The organism is Christiangramia marina (assembly GCF_048285865.1).
In the GTDB taxonomy this organism is placed as follows: domain Bacteria; phylum Bacteroidota; class Bacteroidia; order Flavobacteriales; family Flavobacteriaceae; genus Christiangramia; species Christiangramia marina.
The window spans coordinates 1,236,375-1,256,101 of the sequence record NZ_JBLVTK010000001.1 but is presented as its reverse complement, the minus strand read 5'-3'; the positions used below and the strand labels follow the sequence as shown (position 1 = coordinate 1,256,101).

The 19,727-nt window shown below is 40.1% G+C and carries 14 protein-coding genes and 1 tRNA gene; 4 read left to right on the top strand and 11 right to left on the bottom strand.

Features of this window, described 5'->3' with window-relative positions:
- Window positions 1-147: 147 nt before the first annotated feature.
- Window positions 148-1,158 carry a hypothetical protein gene (locus tag ACNKXS_RS05865; RefSeq protein ID WP_417920028.1) on the bottom strand — a complete coding sequence of 337 codons (1,011 nt, stop codon included), beginning with the start codon at window positions 1,156-1,158 and terminating at the stop codon, window positions 148-150.
- A gap of 132 nt (window positions 1,159-1,290) precedes the next feature.
- Here ACNKXS_RS05865 and ACNKXS_RS05860 point away from each other — a divergent pair, with 132 nt between their 5' ends.
- Both ACNKXS_RS05860 and ACNKXS_RS05855 read left to right on the top strand, forming a co-directional pair.
- Window positions 1,291-2,022 (top strand): SDR family oxidoreductase, encoded by a 732-nt coding sequence (locus ACNKXS_RS05860; RefSeq protein WP_417920027.1) that lies wholly within the window; start codon window positions 1,291-1,293, stop codon window positions 2,020-2,022.
- 28 nt (window positions 2,023-2,050) lie between these two features.
- Window positions 2,051-2,287, top strand: a complete 237-nt coding sequence (locus ACNKXS_RS05855) for a hypothetical protein (RefSeq protein WP_417920026.1) — start codon at window positions 2,051-2,053, stop codon at window positions 2,285-2,287.
- 282 nt (window positions 2,288-2,569) lie between these two features.
- On the opposite strand, the gene ACNKXS_RS05850 is transcribed toward ACNKXS_RS05855, so the two are convergent.
- From ACNKXS_RS05850 to ACNKXS_RS05820, 7 genes are all read right to left on the bottom strand, one after another.
- On the bottom strand, window positions 2,570-4,570 hold the full coding sequence (locus tag ACNKXS_RS05850) for a protein-disulfide reductase DsbD family protein (protein WP_417920025.1): 2,001 nt from the start codon (window positions 4,568-4,570) through the stop codon (window positions 2,570-2,572).
- A 281-nt stretch (window positions 4,571-4,851) separates the two neighbouring features.
- Window positions 4,852-6,048, bottom strand: coding sequence for a GAF domain-containing sensor histidine kinase (locus ACNKXS_RS05845; RefSeq protein WP_417920024.1), 1,197 nt, complete (start codon window positions 6,046-6,048; stop codon window positions 4,852-4,854).
- Between the two features lie 268 nt (window positions 6,049-6,316).
- Window positions 6,317-6,390 (bottom strand) — tRNA-Asp (locus tag ACNKXS_RS05840).
- A gap of 86 nt (window positions 6,391-6,476) precedes the next feature.
- Window positions 6,477-7,406 (bottom strand): DUF58 domain-containing protein, encoded by a 930-nt coding sequence (locus tag ACNKXS_RS05835; RefSeq protein WP_417920023.1) that lies wholly within the window; start codon window positions 7,404-7,406, stop codon window positions 6,477-6,479.
- A 79-nt stretch (window positions 7,407-7,485) separates the two neighbouring features.
- Window positions 7,486-7,803, bottom strand: coding sequence for a thioredoxin (trxA, locus tag ACNKXS_RS05830; RefSeq protein WP_026914648.1), 318 nt, complete (start codon window positions 7,801-7,803; stop codon window positions 7,486-7,488).
- Window positions 7,804-8,009: 206 nt separating this feature from the next.
- On the bottom strand, window positions 8,010-12,395 hold the full coding sequence (gene dnaE / locus ACNKXS_RS05825) for a DNA polymerase III subunit alpha (protein WP_417920022.1): 4,386 nt from the start codon (window positions 12,393-12,395) through the stop codon (window positions 8,010-8,012).
- 269 nt (window positions 12,396-12,664) lie between these two features.
- On the bottom strand, window positions 12,665-13,111 hold the full coding sequence (locus ACNKXS_RS05820) for a ferritin-like domain-containing protein (protein ID WP_295178735.1): 447 nt from the start codon (window positions 13,109-13,111) through the stop codon (window positions 12,665-12,667).
- 261 nt (window positions 13,112-13,372) lie between these two features.
- Here ACNKXS_RS05820 and ACNKXS_RS05815 point away from each other — a divergent pair, with 261 nt between their 5' ends.
- A complete protein-coding gene (locus ACNKXS_RS05815) occupies window positions 13,373-13,969 on the top strand; it encodes a 30S ribosomal protein S16 (RefSeq protein ID WP_295178626.1) in 597 nt (198 codons plus the stop codon).
- Window positions 13,970-13,980: 11 nt separating this feature from the next.
- The gene (gene rimM, locus ACNKXS_RS05810) at window positions 13,981-14,508 is read left to right on the top strand and encodes a ribosome maturation factor RimM (protein WP_417920021.1); all 528 of its coding nucleotides are present in this window, start codon (window positions 13,981-13,983) and stop codon (window positions 14,506-14,508) included.
- Here the strand turns inward: rimM and ald are convergent.
- The 3 genes from ald to ACNKXS_RS05795 all read right to left on the bottom strand — a co-directional run bounded on the left by ald (window position 14,505) and on the right by ACNKXS_RS05795 (window position 19,595).
- Window positions 14,505-15,605 carry an alanine dehydrogenase gene (gene ald, locus ACNKXS_RS05805; RefSeq protein ID WP_417920020.1) on the bottom strand — a complete coding sequence of 367 codons (1,101 nt, stop codon included), beginning with the start codon at window positions 15,603-15,605 and terminating at the stop codon, window positions 14,505-14,507. The genes rimM and ald overlap by 4 nt on opposite strands.
- Before the next feature lie 102 nt (window positions 15,606-15,707).
- On the bottom strand, window positions 15,708-18,521 hold the full coding sequence (gene leuS / locus ACNKXS_RS05800; RefSeq protein WP_417920019.1) for a leucine--tRNA ligase: 2,814 nt from the start codon (window positions 18,519-18,521) through the stop codon (window positions 15,708-15,710).
- A 144-nt stretch (window positions 18,522-18,665) separates the two neighbouring features.
- Window positions 18,666-19,595, bottom strand: coding sequence for a ketopantoate reductase family protein (locus tag ACNKXS_RS05795; RefSeq protein WP_417920018.1), 930 nt, complete (start codon window positions 19,593-19,595; stop codon window positions 18,666-18,668).
- Between the last annotated feature and the right edge of the window lie 132 nt (window positions 19,596-19,727).

Genomic DNA, 19,727 nt, shown 5'->3' with positions numbered 1-19,727 from the left:
TCTGTTGGTTTGTAGTTGCAAAAGTATATCAATTTTTTAATTTGCCATCAAACTTCAATTAAAACGGGCAGCAAGCCTGCGGAAACCACCAGCGATAAAGGGCAATTGAAATACTTATTTTTTTTCTGAAGGGATCTTCAGCAAAGGTTATTCTGTATGGAAAAATACAGAAGAAACACCTGGAATATCGTATTGCAGGTCTGGTGATATATTTCCTGAAACTGAAGTCGCATCGTTGAAAGCAAGGATCTTACCACCATTATTCGCAGCTTCAGCTACAAATATTACATTGTAAGCGCTGTTGTACACAACATTCACAGGATTACCAAGTAAGGTATTATCGCCAGAGATCCGGAATTGCTCTTCAAGGGCCACAAAACCATTTTGAGCAGCATTAAATTTTTCTTCAAAATTCTGAATAATATGTAATCCTCCATCTGTCGCAGATTCAGCTTCACCTATATCTGAAAGCACCATAATACCATTATCGAAGTCCAGACCATGAGTTCTAAGCAGCCCCTGGAATGCCACCTGCTTATTCGCGGTCGCCAGAACATTCGTAGTATAAGTATCTGCAAAATCCCTGTACACTGCGATCTTGTTGGTTTCATCCACCGCTGCATAAAGATCATTTCCTATGAACTCCAGACCCCAGAGCTTGAATTTAGTGGTTACAACATTCCGAAGTTTAAAGGAGTTTTCTTCCCGTACATAAATGAACAGTCGACCTTCTGGTGTAGTTTCATCAAGATCCAGATCTGTATTATCTGAAACCACATAAATATCACCCTGAACGGCAAGATCCCTTCCGCTCTGGTAATGAATATTCCCAAGAATATCTGCATCAAGTTCAACCTCGACACTATTGGCATAGTCGGTTATATTATGGTAAGATTCCAGTCTGCCAGGAATTCTGGATACGATTGTAAAACCATTGTCGGCAGAATTGTAATAAATCCCTTCAGCATCTGAAGAATTTAGCTTGAAAGTACTGGAAGTGGCATTATTGATATCAAACTTTTTAACTTCCCCGTTATGGTTCGTCGCCAACACCCATGCGGTTGCAGAGGTCTGCACGCTCTGGTTGCCATCATCATCACTGCTACATGCTGTATGTAGAAAAATCAAAATAAATAATAGGTAAAGGTGCTTCGTCAAATCCGGAAAATTTCTACGAAGATAGAATGAATCTTAATTCAGGAAAGTTCGAATTCGTTAAATATGTGTTATTTGAACCTATTTTAACGCAGAAAACGCTCTTAAAGAATCATCTTACTTAAAATGAAAAGAATGAATGAAAAGGATCGAGTAGCGGTTATCACGGGAGCCAGTAGCGGAATTGGCAAAGCGATCGCGATAAAATTGTCTAATCAAAATTTCACCGTAGTGCTGGCGAGCAGAAGTGTTCCTGAAATGGAAAAAATTCAGCAGGAACTTCCAGGAGAATCTATGGTTGTGGAACTGGATGTCACCAGCACCGAGAGTGTCACTAAGGCATTTGGTAAAATTGACGAAAAGTACGGCCGAATAGACATTCTAGTGAATTCGGCAGGGATCATGCCACTCACCTACTTAAAGAACCGACACCTGGATGAATGGTTGTCTACTATAGAAGTGAACGTTCAGGGTACACTTAGATGTATCTACTCCGTTCTACCACTTATGAAAAGACAGCAGGATGGTCATATAATAAATATCGCTAGTGTGGATGGAAAGGAGATTTTTGCTGGTGGTGCTATATATGGAGCATCCAAAGCAGCGATCATCGAGCTTAGCAAGGCGATGAGAATGGAACTTTCACCTGAATTTAATATTCGAGTTACTGCAGTCGAACCGGGTACTGTGGACACCAACCTGAGAGATGGTATAACAGATACTGAATTACTGGAGGACAAGGAATACGGAGGTGATGAACCTATGTTGGATCCTTCTAGTATAGCAGATGCAGTATATTATGCGGTTTCACAACCAGCTTCTGTAAATGTGAATGAGCTTTTAGTAAAACCAACCGGAAAAGCATAGAATTAATAAATCAATTAAAATCAAAATTATGGGTATTGGACATATAATGAAATTAGGAACTAAATTTTTAGTAAGAGGAATTATTTACAAATCTGGTAAGAAAGCCGCGATCAAAGGCGGGAAATTAGGAATAGGAGTATTTTCTGTTCTTTATGCAGGTTACCTCGCCTACACACTTCATAACCTTCGAAAAGAAAGTATAGAAGAACAAAAACAATTAGGTGTAGACAGAGGTTGGGATCGTAAAACGGTAGAAAAAAACTAGGTTTAAACCACATCTTTTAAACTATACGCAGATCAATTTTAGAAATTTCAGTATTCAATTTTGTGCATATAAAGTTGAATATTGAAATTTTCTATTTACTACTATATAGAACTCTATTTTAAGTCCTGGTAAGAAGTAGCCTGTTGGTTTCGCTGCGGAAGAACCCGAAATCATTTTCAGGTTTAGAATCCTTCAGATTAAAATTCAAATAGTCCTGAAAGGAATTGACAGTTGATAGGTCATGTTTTCCAGAACATTCGTAAAATTCGAGCGAGCTAGCACTTACTGAAAAATGGATGGAGAGTTTTCATTAAAAGTATCCAAGGACTCATCATCATTGTTGAAATTATGTATCCCGTCCTGTAGCCACTGCAAATATTTCTTAGCATCTGGTTCGTAAGCAATGGGATCATTTAACTTCTTACCTGCATTGTCAAGTAATACATAATATGGTTGTGCATTTGCCTTGTAGTTCGTTATCTGGAAATCACTCCATTTGTTTCCAATAGTTTCTATTTCCTTACCAGTAGCTTCAGATACATATTGTTCATCCTCAGGAAGATCTCGTTGATCATCTACGTAAAGGGAGATTAATACAATGTCGTTCTGAAGTAAATTCAACACCTCATCTTCACTCCACACTCTTTCTTCCATCTTTCTACAATTCACACAAGCATGCCCCGTAAAATCTAGCAGGACTGGTAAATTCTGCTCTGCTGCATACGCCATTCCCTGTTCATAATCATGAAAGCTAACCAGATCATGAGGTCCATAATCGGCTCCTTCAGGAAGGTTAGAGTTAATGTTCGTATTCAATCCTCCAGAACTTCCTAAACCATCTGGTGATTCACTGTACTGTAATGGCGGAGGAAAACCACTAATAATTTTTAAAGGGGCTCCCCATAAGCCAGGGATCAAATAAATTGTAAATGTGAGAACTATAATTCCTAATAACAATCTTCCCACAGATATATATTCGAGAGGAGAATCATGTGGTAAACGTATTTTTCCGAAGAGATACATGGCAAGAACAGCAAAGATCGCTATCCAGATCGCCAGGAAAACCTCTCTCTCGAGGAAATGTAGCTGCAAGACCAAATCTGCATTCGAAAGAAATTTAAATGCCAGGGCCAGTTCGAGAAATCCTAAAACTACCTTGACCGTATTTAACCAGCCACCAGATTTTGGTAAACTATTCATCCAACCCGGGAAGGCCGCGAACAAGGCAAATGGAAGAGCGATTGCCAGTGAGAATCCAAGCATTCCTATAATTGGTGCAATACCTCCTTTTGAAGCCGCTTCCACCAGTAAAGTTCCAACGATTGGTCCCGTACATGAGAATGAAACGATCGCTAAGGCCAGCGCCATAAAAAATATTCCAATGAGCCCGCCTCTGTCGGCTTTAGAATCGATCCTCGTTCCCCAGCTACTTGGCAGTACGATCTCAAAAGCCCCCATAAAGGACATTGCGAAAACTACTAAAAGTATAAAGAATATGAGATTGAACCACACATTGGTGGATAAAGCATTCAGACTATCAGCTCCAAAAATCAGGGTGACCAATGAGCCTAGAAGCACATAGATCACAACAATGGAAATTCCGTAGAAAATAGCATTCCTGATGCCCGCTGCACGTGATTTCGATTGCTTAGTGAAAAAGCTTACCGTCATAGGAATCATTGGGAAAACGCAAGGCGTGAGCAGGGCTGCGAATCCAGATAAAAAAGCAATAATAAAGATACCCCAGAAAGAACGCTGATCTTCTGTTTCAAGATTTCCTGTATTTTCAGGGTCTAGCTTTGCTGGAGTAGCGTCTTCCTTTAACTGAAAAGTAAATTTTTTTGAGTCAAATATACAGGCTTTATCATCACAGGCCTGGTATTCGATCTTGGCAATTATAGTGGATAACGTGGTATCGGTAACTCGTACACGCTGAGTAAATGTTGCCTCGCCCAGAAAATAACTCAAATCTGTCTCAAAAACCTTATCAAATTCAGTAATAGATTCACTTTCCCTGGTTTCGTTTACCAATTCATACCCGGTATTTTGATCTTCAAAAGTAAAAACTGTAGAATTTACAGCTCCTTCAGGCTGAGTTTGTGAATATAAATGCCATTTATTCTGAATGCTGGCTTCAAATATGAGATCATATACGTTCTCTGAAACTTTTTCAACTTCAGAAGTCCATTTGACCGGATCCTGGATTTGAGCGCTCGCGCCCATGGTAAATAACAAACAGAATAGAAACAGACCTTTTTTGAAATGTCCTAAAGAAATATGCATATAAACTGCGCCTTTAAATGAATTTGAATGGCATCAAAAATAAGGAATTTAACCTGATTTAAGCCTGTGGAAAATCAGCATTCTCAATGATCAAAATAACCATTTCAATCTATGCTGAACAATATAATGAGTCGTAAAAATTAGTTAGGACTAACCAATCATAAAATATAATTGCAGTTTAAAGCAATGGATAAAAACAAACGATAATTAAGGGAAGAAGTGAATTATTTGAAATTTTGATATCCAGTGCTGCGATCAAAAAGACCTTGCAAGTCACCAAGCTAATTTATAGGAATCAGAATACTTGTTTTTGTACCTTTATCTATTTCTGAAGAGATTTTCATAGTACCTCCAAGTTCGTGCACCAGTTCATTGACCAGTTTTAAACCAAGTCCGAAGCCTTTCTCCCCACCAGTTCCGATAGATAATTCTGAAACATCTTCGAAGTAATTCTCCAGCGCCGCACTGCTCATTCCAACTCCGTTGTCCTGCACAACCACATTCAGTTGTTTCCCGATTTCGGTATTTATAATATTTATATGAACCTCAATACTTCCTCCAGATGGAGTAAATTTGATCGAGTTGGAGATTAGGTTACCAAAAATGGAAAGAACACGTCTTCGACTAAACTTTAACTGACCCTTTTCGCGATTAACAAATACGTTGAAACCAAGATTCTTGGATTTTGCTGGCAATTCATAAAGCTGAATCAACCGCTCCTGGAGATCTGCCATATTAATTCTCCTGCTCGATTGCACTTCATTTTCCCTCCCGCTATTCAAAATCTCATCGGTCATTTCAATGATGCTATATCCTGATTTTTTTATAAGAGAAAAGTATTCCCTCATTTCATCTGCGGAAAGATCTTCTTCTTCCACAGATTCTGCAAGACCTGCGATACCATGAATCGGTCCTCTTACATCGTGCGCAACCTGGTTCTTGATTCGAACAGTTTCTGAAAGTGTATGCAAAGTTTCGTTCAACTTCTTTCTATGTTCCAGCTTGTACACAATTTCACGTGCTATGACGGCAAGTGCCTGTTTCTTCTCTAATCCAATATCCTGCTGCCGGGTGTCTAGCATACATAACGAACCTACATTCTCCCCTGAACTTAACGTAAGAGGCATTCCCAGGTAATAGCGGTAAGCCTCCTCTCCAACAACATAAGCTTTGTTCTTAAACCTATCATCAAGATCCAGCCTTTCCACTTCCATAAAGCTGCTAGATCTTATCGTATAGGCGCAAATAGAGTCTTCTTTTGCAATACGCTTAGGCTCGTCCTCAACAGCTGAGAGCGTCCATTGCGAATAATTATCTATAAGGTTTACTACAGAAACTTCAGTACCGGCGATATGCCCAGCCAGTTCCATCAAGCTTTTGAATTGGTCTCGTAATTCGTAAAGATCAAGATCGAACTCACTTAATTTTTTTATCCTGAGGTATTCCTGCTGAAGACTCTCTGCTTTCGTTATTCTCATAGCCAGATTTTCGGCAGCAAAGATAGATGAATCTTACAGACCAAATAATTAGAATTACTAAACAAGATGAAGTACGAACATTCCTAAAAACAAAAAAGCCTTCTCCCACCAAGTGGAAAAAAGCTTTTCATTGGTTAACCGCAAATCCACACAACAAGGATTATAGGGCGGTTAACTACACATTCCCCTCTCAGGGAACAAAAACAACACAACTAATCTTTAGCGCCAAAAAAAGCCCCCCGTATAGAGGAGCTTTTTTGCAACTTTGCGGTCTGGACGAGACTCGAACTCGCGACCCCCTGCGTGACAGGCAGGTATTCTAACCAACTGAACTACCAGACCGTTGCGTTATTGCGAGGGCAAATATACGTCCCTTTTTAGATTGAGCAAACGTTTTTTTAAGTTTTTTGAAAATAATATTTCGAGTCCTATCCAAACTTTTGTTTCTCAAGCAAATAGGTCGTCAAAATATTTTTAAAATTTTTATTGATATCTGCAGCCACATAGGTAATCCGGTACTTGGCACATTGTGATTTTAAGTTTTCGAGGTATTTTTTAACCGCTTCGCGGTAGGTATTTCTAATATTTTCAGAATAGAGATCTATTTCAGCTCCCGTTTCTACATCGGTAAATCTACGCGGACTGTTCTCAAAATCGAATTCGAGTTCCTTTTTTTGATCCATCACATGGAAAAGAACGATCTCATGCCTGTTGTATTTTAAATGCCTTAGTGCTTCGAACAGCTTCTCCTCATCAGTATCTTCCTGAAACATATCTGTAAATAGAAAAACAAGACTTCTACGCTTCAGCTTCTCCGCAATTTGATGTAAATAAGTATAGGTATCAGTTGATCTTCGAACCTTATCAGATCTAAGAACCTCATCAAACTTGTCTAACAACATATGATGATGTCGCTCCCCAGATCTTTCCGGAGCATAGAATTCAAATTCATCGCTGTAAATACTCACACCAACAGCATCTCGCTGTCTTTTCAGAATCTCCATAAGACAGGCCGAAGCAAGTACAGAGAATCCAATTTTATTTAAGTGTTCCCTATCCTGCTTTTCGATCTTAGGATAATGCATGGAGGCACTATTGTCAATAATAAGATGACAACGCAGGTTTGTCTCCTCTTCATATCGCCGCGTATACAGTTTCTCAGACTTCGCAAACAACTTCCAGTCAATATGCCGGGTACTCTCCCCGTTATTATAGATCTTATGTTCTGCAAACTCTGCAGAAAAACCATGAAACGGACTTTTATGCATCCCTGAGATATAACCTTCAACCACTTGTTTGGCTAAAAGGTCGAGATTCATAAAACCTCCACTATTATGCAGCTCCTTCTCTATTTTCATTTCAGACTGAAATTAGGTAGTTTTTTTCAATAAAAAAAGCCCCGCTATTGCGAGGCTTGAATATATTGATCATTGTTTATTACAACAACTGGTCGATAGCATCAGCATAAGTTTGCTTTGGAGCAACACCTACCTGGCGACCTACAACTTCTCCATTTTGAAATACAAGAACAGTTGGGATGTTACGGACACCATATTTTGCAGCAAATTCCTGGTTTGCATCTACATCAAGCTTACCAACAACTGCTTTTCCGTCATATTCAGAGCTTATCTCGTCAATGATTGGTCCTACCATTCTACAAGGTCCACACCATGCAGCCCAGAAGTCCACCATTACCGGCTTATCACTCTTTAGTACTTGTTCTTCAAAATTCGCGTCGGTTATTTCAATAGCCATAATATCTTTAATTTTATTTGTTTAACATTAGATTCGTAAAAGTAGTCAATAATATAAAGAATCCTTACAGCCTCTATATTGCATTTGACTATAAGTATATTGTTTGGTTTTATAAGGGAGCCTCACGCTTGTCGCGTGACCGCGCTTTCGGCGCTACATGGTAGCTTGCCTCTATCGCTGGCTCAAATAATTCACAAATTACAAATCTAATTCAACTTATACATGAACTGTTCCTTTTCCAGCTCCTCGATAAGTTCCTGCGAAATTTGCACTTTACGTTTACGGCTTGGCATTTTTAGTTTCACCTGCTCTGCCATGTCATAAACTATGAATTGTAGCTGACATTCGCCTTTATGCGTATTAAATGTGTCGTTTAACCAATCGATCTTTTCAGCTTTTAGATCTTGAACATTCAACTGAATAGTTAGTTTCTTTGCATTCTTATCCATGATATCATGTAACAAACTAATATCCCTGAACTGTATTCTTGGTTCTCCTTTTTTCCCGGTATCTTTATTAGTCCAGCCTTCTTTCACAAAGATCTTTAGATGAATAAAGTTATTAGGAACAAAGAAATGTTTCATTCGCAGGTATTCTTCTCCAAATATTTTGAACTCGTAAGACTCCTCGTAATCTTCTACCGTAAAGATCGCCCAGCCTTTCCCATTCTTCGAAACCCTGTGCTGCACATCAACTACCACACATCCAATAGTGAGTTCCCTATTTACTATGCTTTCCAGTTCCCTGCAATCTGACAATTTTCCATTACAGAAATAACTCATTTCTATTCTAAAATCATCCAATGGATGTCCGGAAATATAAATTCCTACCACTTCCTTTTCTCTTCGTAGCTTCTCCATAGTTCCCCATTCGCTACAAGGTGGAACTTCCGGCTCGGGAATCTGAACATCACTTGCTTCCCCAAACAGACTTACCTGAGAGGAATTCTGACTTTCCTGGAATTTCTGCGCATACTTCACCACCTTTTCCAGGAAGCTCATTCCGTTACCATCGTCATGAAAATACTGCGCCCGGTGCGTGCCACCAAATCCATCAAATCCTCCTGCAAGGGCAAGATTCTCAAAAGCCTTTTTATTTGCAGATCGTAGATCTATCCTTTTAGCCATGTCGAAAATAGATCTGTAAGGACCTTCTTTAGACTTCCTGTTTTCAACAATGGTTGCTACAGCACCGGAACCAACTCCTTTGATCGCACCCATTCCAAATCTCACTGCATTTTCCTTATTTACAGAGAATTTATAATAGGATTCATTTACATCTGGTCCAAGAACATTCAGTTTCATTCTTTTACACTCTTCCATAAAGAATGTTACCTGTTTGATATCATTCATATTGTTGGAGAGTACCGCTGCCATATATTCCGCAGGATAATGCGCTTTTAAATATGCGGTTTGATAGGCGATCCAGGCATAACAGGTGGAGTGAGATTTATTAAAAGCATAAGAAGCGAAGGCTTCCCAGTCTTTCCATATCTTTTCCAACACCTCTGCAGGATGACCTTTTGCATTTCCGCCATCTATGAATTTTGGCTTTAGTTGCGCCAGTAAAGCAACGAGTTTTTTACCCATCGCTTTACGCAGCATATCGGCTTCACCTTTACTAAATCCTGCCAGCTTTTGCGAAAGCAACATCACCTGCTCCTGGTACACTGTGATCCCGTAAGTTTCCTCCAGGTATTCTTCCATTTCCGGAAGGTCATAGGAGATCTCTTCATCACCATGCTTCCTTGCAATGAAACTTGGAATATATTCCATAGGTCCCGGTCGGTACAAAGCGTTCATGGCGATAAGGTCATCAAACACCGTTGGCTTTAAGGCTTGCATGTGTTTTTGCATACCCGGTGATTCATATTGGAAAATTCCGACTGTTTCTCCTCGCTGGAATAATTTATAGGTTTCTTCATCATCAAGCGGAAAACTATCCGGGTCGAGATCTATATCATGCCTGCCCTTAACGATCTTCACCGTATCCTTGATCAAAGTAAGGGTCTTCAGACCCAAAAAGTCCATTTTTAGCAGTCCGGCACTTTCAACGACCGAGTTATCAAACTGGGTAACATAAAGATTTGAATCTTTAGCCACCGAAACTGGCACATAATTGGTAATATCGCCGGGAGTAATGATCACCCCGCAGGCGTGTATTCCTGTATTCCTAACTGAGCCTTCCAGGATTCTAGCCTGGTTTACCGTTTCTGCCTCCAGATCATCCCCTTCGGCAATATTTAGAAGCTCGTTAATTTTTTCAATTTCATCTCCACGAAATTTAGACCGGATGGTCTTTTCATCCATGGCAAACAGTTTCCCCAGCTTGGTATTTGGAATAAGTTTCGCGATCCTGTCTGAATCCATAAGAGGAAGATCCAGCACCCTTGCAGTATCTCTTATGGAAGATTTTGCTGCCATAGTTCCGTAGGTAATGATCTGCGCCACCTGGTTCGCACCATATTTTTCGATCACATAATCCATAACTTGACTTCGGCCTTCATCATCAAAATCGATATCTATATCGGGCATACTCACACGATCAGGATTCAGGAATCTCTCAAAAAGCAGATCATACTTTATAGGATCGATGTTGGTGATCCACAGACAATATGCTACTACAGATCCCGCGGCAGATCCACGACCAGGCCCAACCGAAACTCCCATAGCCCTTGCAGCCCTGATAAAATCTTCTACAATAAGGAAGTAACCTGGATAACCGGTATTTTCAATTACCGACAGCTCAAAGTTAAGTCGTTCTTCAATCTCAGGGGTGATCTCTGGATATCTCTTTCGAGCTCCTTCAAAAGTAATATGCTTTAGAAAAGCGTTTTCACCTCTTTTCCCTCCATCTACAAGATCCTCTTCGCTTTTAAATTCTTCAGGAATTTCAAATGCCGGAAGTAAGACGTCTCTGGCCAGCTCAAAAGGCTCAATTTTATCTACAATTTCCTGGATATTACTAATGGCATCTGGAAGATCTTTGAAAAGCCGCTTCATTTCATTTCCAGACTTGAAATAATATTCGGTATTAGGTAAGCCATAACGATAACCCCTTCCGCGGCCAATTGGCGTAGCCTGCTTTTCACCATCCTTTACACACAACAAGATATCGTGCGCATTGGCATCTTCCTGTTTCCAGTAATAGGTATTGTTAGTAGCAATTAGTTTAACCTCATGTTTTCTGGAAAATTCCACGAGTACAGGATTCACCCTGTTCTCATCTTCCTGGTCATGACGCATCAATTCGATATAAAGATCCTCTCCGAATTCTTCCTTCCACCATAACAAAGCTTCTTCAGCCTGTTTTTCCCCAACATTCAGGATCTTACTGGGAACTTCACCGTATAGATTACCAGTAAGCACGATCAGATCCTCTTTGTATTCCTTAATTACTTCCTTGTCTATACGAGGTACATAATAAAAACCATCGGTATAGGCTTTGGAAGACATTTTTGCCAGGTTATGGTATCCCTTCTTGTTCTTTGCAAGGATTACCACCTGATACCCGTTATCCTTTCTACTCTTATCTAAATGATTTTCACAAACGAAGAATTCACATCCTAATATGGCTTTTAATGGCTTTCTCAGTTCCTCGCCATTCTCTTCTGCCGTGGCGTTATGTTCTGCTACACCTTTATTATAAGATCCAACTTCCTTTACGAAGTGAAAGGCGCCCATCATGTTTGCATGATCTGTTAGTGCAACTGCACTCATATCTTCTTCAGCAGCCGCAGCAACGAGGTCAGGTATACTTATAGTCGATTGTAAAACCGAAAACTGTGAATGATTATGAAGATGTGCAAAGCGTATCTCATCCAGCTTCTCTAGGTTCTCCTGAATTTCTTCACTGGAAATATCATCTGTGGGCTGTTGTTTTTCCAGCCTTTTTCTTATCCTATCTGAAGCTTTCTTTAAGTTGATATGCTTTAGACCTATAAGCTCTATACTCGCCGGATTCTCTTCGGAAAATTTTTCGAAATAGCCTGCAGGTACATCGAGCTCATCCAGTGTATAGATCCTTTGCCTGATAAGTTCCAGAAAACAACGGGTAGTAGCTTCAACATCTGCAGTAGCATTATGCGCTTCAGCAAAAGGTTCGTTGAAAAGAAATTCGTGAAGCTCGGTAAGAGTAGGTAGTTTGAATTTACCTCCACGACCTCCAGGGATTTCACAAAGCGCTGCGGTCTTCTCTGTACAGGTATCCAGAACTGGCATTTCCTGAAGGGAATTATCAAAGTTTCTTCTAATGAATTCCGCCCCCATGATATTCAGGTCAAAACCAACATTCTGACCAACAATAAACTTTGATTTCTGAATTGCAATATTGAACTTCTCCAGCACCTCATCCAAAGAAATTCCCTGTTCCCGGGCCAGATCGGTAGATATACCATGAATTCTTTCAGAATCATACGGAATATCAAAATCTTCCGGCTGAATGAGATAATCCTGATTTTCGATAAGGTTACCCATCTCATCATGCAACTGCCAGGCGATCTGTATACAGCGTGGCCAGTTATCAGAATCGGTTAAAGGGGCATCCCATCGCTTAGGTAAACCGGTGGTTTCAGTGTCAAAAATCAGGTACATTCCTTGGTATTTAAAGCCTTAAAAGAAGATATTCAAGCGGTTAGTTTTTGCCAACCTTCCGCGCTAAATTAATGAACTTTAGGCCTGATAAAAAACTTTGTTTTAAGGAATTATTAACCATTAAAAAAGCCTCACAAAATCCTGATAATTCAGAAATTCTGTGAGGCCTGATACGAACACAAAAAACTACTACTACTTCAATCAAACATGGTTCGCATCATTGATTATATTAAAAGATCAAATTGGTTAATTTCTGATCTAATTTTTAATTAGGCGATATCTTCTAAAGCTTTCACTTCATTAAGAGATGCTACAATAGCATTCTTTTGCTTCATTAAAACATTCCCAGTACTTGCAGGAATTTCAGAATCCTTAAGGATCTCTTCGTATTCCTCTACAGCTGCTTTTTCTCCACGAATAGCTTCTTCAAGAACTGCTTCATCTTTATCTCCAGATAAGCTAGCTTTTAAATTCATCCATCCACGGTGAAGATCCCCTGCGATACTTGTTCCTTTATCCGGAGCTTCTCCGAAATTGCTGATCTCAGATTTTAATTCATGTCCAAAATCGTAACGTTCCTGTGCACGAGCAGAGAAAAAACTTTTTAATCGTTGATTATTTACTTTTTCAGCTGCCAGTTTATATCCTTTCTCAGCGTCATAATTCTTTTCTAGTAACTCATTAAGTTTCTTAGATACATTTTCTGAATAACTCATTGCTTTATTTTTTTTCATATTAGTTACCCAAAGATATGTTGAGCAAACCGCGATAACAACCTATTTAACAGGGTTTAGCACTAATTAACCTCTTTTAACAGCAAACCCATTTTTTAACGAAAATTACTCCCAAATCGAGACTTTTCTCACACCGAATCAGCAATTTTAAATTCTAGAGCTAAAGTATTCAGAATTAGAAAAATGTAGTATCTTTGCAGCCTTATTAATAATCGGGGTCGAGAACCCCAAAATTTAATTTTTATGCCAGTAAAAATAAGATTACAAAGACACGGTAAAAAAGGAAAACCTTTTTTCTGGATCGTAGCAGCGGATACCCGCGCTAAAAGAGATGGTAAATTCCTTGACAAATTAGGGATCTACAATCCAAACACAAATCCTGCAACTATCGAATTAGATGTTGATGGAGCTGTAAAATGGTTACAGAACGGTGCTCAGCCAACTGACACTGCTCGTGCAATTCTTTCTTACAAAGGAGCTTTACTTAAAAAACACCTTGCAGGTGGAGTTAAGAAAGGTGCTTTAACTGAAGAACAGGCTGAAGAGAAGTTCAACGCCTGGCTGGAAGAGAAAGAAGGAAAAGTTGACGCAAAGAAAGAATCTTTGACGAAAGCTCAGGAAGCTGAAAAAGCGAAAGCTTTAGAAGCTGAAAAAGAAGTAAACGCTAAACGTGACGCTGAAGCAAGAGAAGCTGCTGAAGCTGAAACGAAAGCGGCTGCTGAGGCTGAAGCTGCTGCAACTGCAGAAGCTACAGATGACGCAACTGTCGAAGCTGCTGAAGAAGAAGTGGGCGCTGCAACTGCAGAAGAAGCTAATACTGAAGACAAAAAAGACGCTTAAAACAGTAGACGATGACTAAGGAAGATTGTTTCTACCTGGGGCGCATCGTCGCAAAATTTAGTTTTAAGGGCGAAGTGCTTATTAAATTAGACACCGACGAACCTGAACTTTACACAGAAATGGAATCGGTTTTCGTTGAATACAACGAAAACCTGGTTCCATTTTTTATTGAAAGATCTTACCTTCACAAAAGTACTCTTCTAAGAGCCAAGATCGAAGATATTGATACCGAGCAGGATGCAGAAGACATGATTGGTGCAGAACTTTACCTGCCTCTTGAACAACTACCTCAACTTCCCGACGATAAATTCTATTTCCATGAGATCATAGGTTTTGACGTTATCGACCAACAACACGGGAATATTGGAAAGATCGTCTCCATCAACGATACTACAGCACAGGCGCTATTCGAAATTGATAAGGATGGCAAACAGATCCTGATTCCAATGAACGATGAGTTTATTGAAAAGGTGGACAAAAAGAACAAGCAGATCAAAGTTATCACTCCTGAAGGTCTGGTTGACCTTTACCTTAGCTAAGCATAGGTTTCATCCCATCCAAACGCCTCCAGTATTGGATCATAGACAATAGCTCCCTTTACAATATTAAGTCCCTTAGCAAGCAATGGATCATGATCACATGCTTTTTCCCAACCTGCATCTGCCAGTTTGAGAATATAAGGTAGTGTGACATTCGTTAAAGCAAGCGTAGAAGTATATGGCACCGCTCCAGGCATGTTTGCCACACAATAATGTACGATATCATCAATGATATAAGCAGGGTCTTCATGCGTAGTAGGCCTCGTGGTTTCGATGCAACCTCCCTGATCCACCGCTACATCCACGATCACCGCACCCGGCTGCATCGTCTTCAGCATATCTCTGGTAACAAGTTTTGGAGCTTTTGCACCTGTGATTAGCACACCACCAACTACAAGATCTGTGGTTTTCAAGTGTTTCCTAATATTATATTCGTTCGAGAATTCGGTCACCACGTGACTAGGCATGATATCGTTCACATGTCTTAATCTATTCATGTTCACATCAAGAACGGTCACCTGTGCACCTAATCCAGCTGCCATTTTCGCCGCTTGAATTCCAACCACACCTGCACCCAGCACTAGCACCTTTCCCGGCGGAACACCCGGCACACCTCCAAGCAACAAACCTTTACCCTTCACAGGCTTTTCAAGATATTTGGCTCCCTGCTGAATAGCCATCCTTCCTGCTACCTCACTCATGGGAGTTAATAATGGCAATGTACCATCCTTATCTTCTACCGTTTCATAAGCTATACACACAGATTTACTACGCATCATGGCTTCCGTAAGATTCTGGTTGGAAGCAAAATGAAAATACGTAAATACTATCTGATTTTCTTTAATTAAACCATATTCCTGTTCGATCGGTTCTTTGACCTTTACGATCATATCGCTAACCTCGTAAACCCGGTCTATGGAAGGAAGTATCGTAGCCCCTGCAGCATGGTAGTCTTTATCATCAAAACCACTGAAATCTCCAGCAGTTGATTGTACATAAACCTCATGACCTTTTTTCGAAAGTTCGAGTACTCCGGCAGGAGTCATGCCCACCCTGTTTTCATTGTTTTTGATCTCCTTCGGAATTCCAATTTTCATGGTAGATAATTTTATTTCCGAAAAATATGAAAGAAAATAAAAATAGGGGTATAAAAAATTATAAATAACATTTTACACCCCTATCTAATAATTTAAAGGGGATTATATTACGATATTTACAATTTTACCAGGAACGACTATAACTTTTTTAGGGGTAGATCCGTCTAATTGATTTTTAGTCCGGTCATCGTTGAGAACATTCTTTTCAATTTCCTCTCTGGACATATCCATAGGTAATTCCATCGTAAATCTCATCTTACCATTAAAGGAAACCGGGTAGTTCTTCGTACTCTCCACAAGAAACTTCTCTTCAAACTCCGGGTATTCCGCGGTAGTAATAGATTCAGCATTCCCAAGTTTTTCCCAGAGTTCTTCGGCAATGTGAGGTGCGTATGGTGCAATAAGCACAGTTAAAGGCTCAAGTACCTCCCTTTGGTTACACTTTTGAGCAGTAAGCTCATTTACACATATCATAAATGTAGAAACCGAAGTATTGAAGCTGAAGTCTTCAATATCCTCTGTTACTTTTTTAATGGTTTTATGTAGTGTTTTTAAAGAGTCGGCTGAAGCTTTGTCGTTAGTAACCACGAACTGCTCTTCATTATGGAAAAGCTTCCAGAATTTCTTCAGAAAATTATGTACACCGGTAATTCCCGCTGTATTCCATGGTTTCGCCTGTTCGAGCGGCCCCAGGAACATTTCATACATTCTCAAAGTATCTGCGCCATATCGCTCACAGATCGAATCTGGATTCACCACATTGTATTTAGACTTCGACATTTTCTCCACTTCCCTTCCAACAATGTATCGTCCATCTTCCAGCACGAATTTAGCATCTGCAAATTCAGGTCTCCACTTTTTGAAACCTTCTACATCAAGTTCATCTGAGGAATTTACCAACGAAACATCTACATGAATTGGCTGCACGTTGTTTCCCTTGATCTGGGTGCTTGAAATGAATACATTCTCTCCTTCCAGCCTGTAAACAAACGCACTGGTTCCCAGGATCATTCCCTGGTTGATCAATTTCTTGAATGGTTCTTCTACGGTAAGCTTTCCGCGATCGCTTAGAAATTTGGTCCAGAATCTGGAATATAATAAATGACCCGTAGCATGCTCGCTACCACCAATATAAAGATCCACATTTTCCCAGTACTGCTGTGCCTCTTCGGAAACAAAAGTATCAGGATTGCCGGCATCCATATATCTGAAAAGATACCAGCTACTTCCAGCCCATCCCGGCATGGTATTCAATTCCAACTGAAATACTGTGGAGTTGTTAATCTTATCATTAGAAACTACCTCGTTTTTTTCAGCATCCCATGCCCAGTTGGTAGCATTTCCCAAAGGTGGTTCACCTGTTTCAGTAGGAAGATACTTCTCTACTTCTGGCAACCTTAATGGAAGGTGCTCCAGATCTATCATTTTTGGCAGGCCATTCACGTAGTAAACAGGAAATGGTTCTCCCCAGTATCTCTGTCGGCTAAAGACGGCATCTCTAAGCCTGTAATTTGTCTTACCATAACCCTGACCTGTTTTTTCAAGCTCAAGAATTACACGGTTCAGTGCTTCTTTATATTCCAGCCCGCTAAGAAAATCTGAGTTTGCGATCACTGTTCCTTCTTTCCCCGCATAAGCTTCCTGGGAAACATCTACATCTTCGAAAATATTAGTGATAGGGAGATCAAAATGTCTCGCAAAATCATGATCTCTTTGGTCTCCACAAGGAACGGCCATTACCGCCCCGGTTCCATATCCTGCCAGCACGTAATCACCGATCCAGATTGGAATTGGCTCTTTCGTAAATGGATGTTCAGCATACGCTCCGGTAAAAGCACCGCTAATGGTCTTTACATCGGCCATTCGCTCACGCTCACTCCTTTTTGCCGTCGCTACAATATAAGCTTCAACTTCTTCCTTGTGATCTTCAGTAGTGATCCTGGAAACGAGCTCATGCTCTGGAGCAAGTGTCATAAAATTGACTCCAAAAATGGTATCGGGTCTGGTGGTGAAAACTTCAAACTCTGTATCGCTGTTCATTACTTTAAAAGCAACCTGAGCACCTACAGATTTCCCGATCCAGTTACGCTGGCTCTCCTTCAGACTTTCAGTCCAGTCAAGTTTATTGAGGTCCTGCAGCAATCTTTCAGCAAAAGCTGAAATTCTCATGCTCCATTGAGTCATTTTTTTACGAACTACCGGGTAGCCTCCTCTTTCAGAAACACCATTTACGATCTCATCGTTAGCAAGAACGGTTCCCAGCTGCGGACACCAGTTGACTTCTGTTTCAGCGAGGTAGGTAAGCCTGTATTTTAATAAAATTCGTTCTTTTTCATCTTCAGAATAACGATTCCATTCTTCTGCAGAGAATTCAGCAATATCAGCATCACAGGCAGCATTAACCCGTGTATTTCCTTCCGAAGAAAAAATATCCACCAGTTCAGAAACCGGTCTTGACTTTTCAGCTTCCAGATCATACCAGCTCTCGAATAACTGGATAAAGATCCACTGTGTCCATTTATAATAATCTGGCTCACTGGTACGCACTTCGCGACTCCAGTCGAATGAAAAGCCGATCTTATCAAGTTGCTCCCGGTAACGGGCAATGTTATTTTGAGTTGTCAACGCAGGATGCTGACCCGTCTGGATTGCGTACTGCTCTGCCGGAAGCCCAAAACTATCATATCCCTGTGGATGCAATACATTGAACCCCTTATGGCGCTTGTATCGGGCATAGATATCACTGGCAATATACCCTAATGGATGCCCTACATGCAAACCCGCTCCAGAGGGATAAGGAAACATATCCAGCACATAATATTTTGGTTTATCTGTGTTGTTGGTAGCCTTGAAAGTCTGGTTTTGCGCCCAGTATTTCTGCCATTTCTCCTCGATCTTATTAAAGTGGTAACTCATGTGATATATGCTTAACTAAATTCTTATGAACAGCCCGGGAAAGTTCAAACCCCCGAAGCACAGGTAACAGGATCTCTCCTGCCATTTTTATACGGATGCAAAAATACAATTTTAAAGGACTTTTTTGAGGCTAACAAAGAACACTTAAAGGGTTTTTCTCGCCTGCTCTTCCATAAGCTTCAGGCATTCATAGATCATTTTATTCACCGGTGTTTTAATTCCCAGTCGCTCACCTTCCCGAACGATATAGCCATTAAAGTTCTCGATTTCTGAAGGTTTTCCCTCCATAATATCTCTTTGAGTGGAAGCTGTAGTTCCTTGTGGCTGATTTTCGATGATCTGAAAGGCCTTTTCAATATGCTCATTATTCAAGGGAATATCTTTGGCATTAGCAACTGATCTAATTTCTGCGGAAGTTTGTTTCATAAGATCGAACAGGTATGCACTATTTCTAATCTTATCGATACTTACGCGGGTAAGACCACCAATTCCACTGATGGTGCAGATAAAAAGAAACTTTTTCCAGATCTCCAGCTGAATATTTTCCGGATTAAGAAAATCGATCCTGGCTTCTGAAAATAAATTACTGATTATCGAAATCCTTTCAGATTGGCTATTATCTGCTTCCCCAAAAACGATTCTTGGCTCGAAAGAGGCGTGTTTGATCTTCCCGGGTTTTTCAATATAACTCACGATAAAACATAAACCCGCCAGCACATTTTCCTTCGGAAGTATTTCGGTGAGTTTTTCATAATTATCAGCTCCATTCTGTAATGGCAGCACGATCGTATCTTTGGAAATAATCTTTTTTAATTCTGAGGCGACCTCTGAAAGTTGCCAGCTTTTCACTCCTAATAATATAAGATCTGGAGTACCAACTTTATTAATATCATTGGTTACCAACTCGGGATGCACAGTAATATCTCCATTGATACTTTCCAGCTGCAAGCCAGATTCCTTCATCGCCCGCATGTGTTCTCCACGAGCAATAAAACTCACTTTGTTACCTGATTCTGCAAGTCTCGCTCCGAAGTAGCCGCCAACTCCACCTGCTCCATAAACTAAGATTTTCATAAACGTCTTTTGCCCAAATGTACTTATTTCGGTTTAACCTGAAAATCAGCAGGTTCAAACAAGAAAACTTGACAACTTTATACATCCAATATTTTCAAAAGTTTAAACGTTTTAAATATTGAGAAAGCTGAA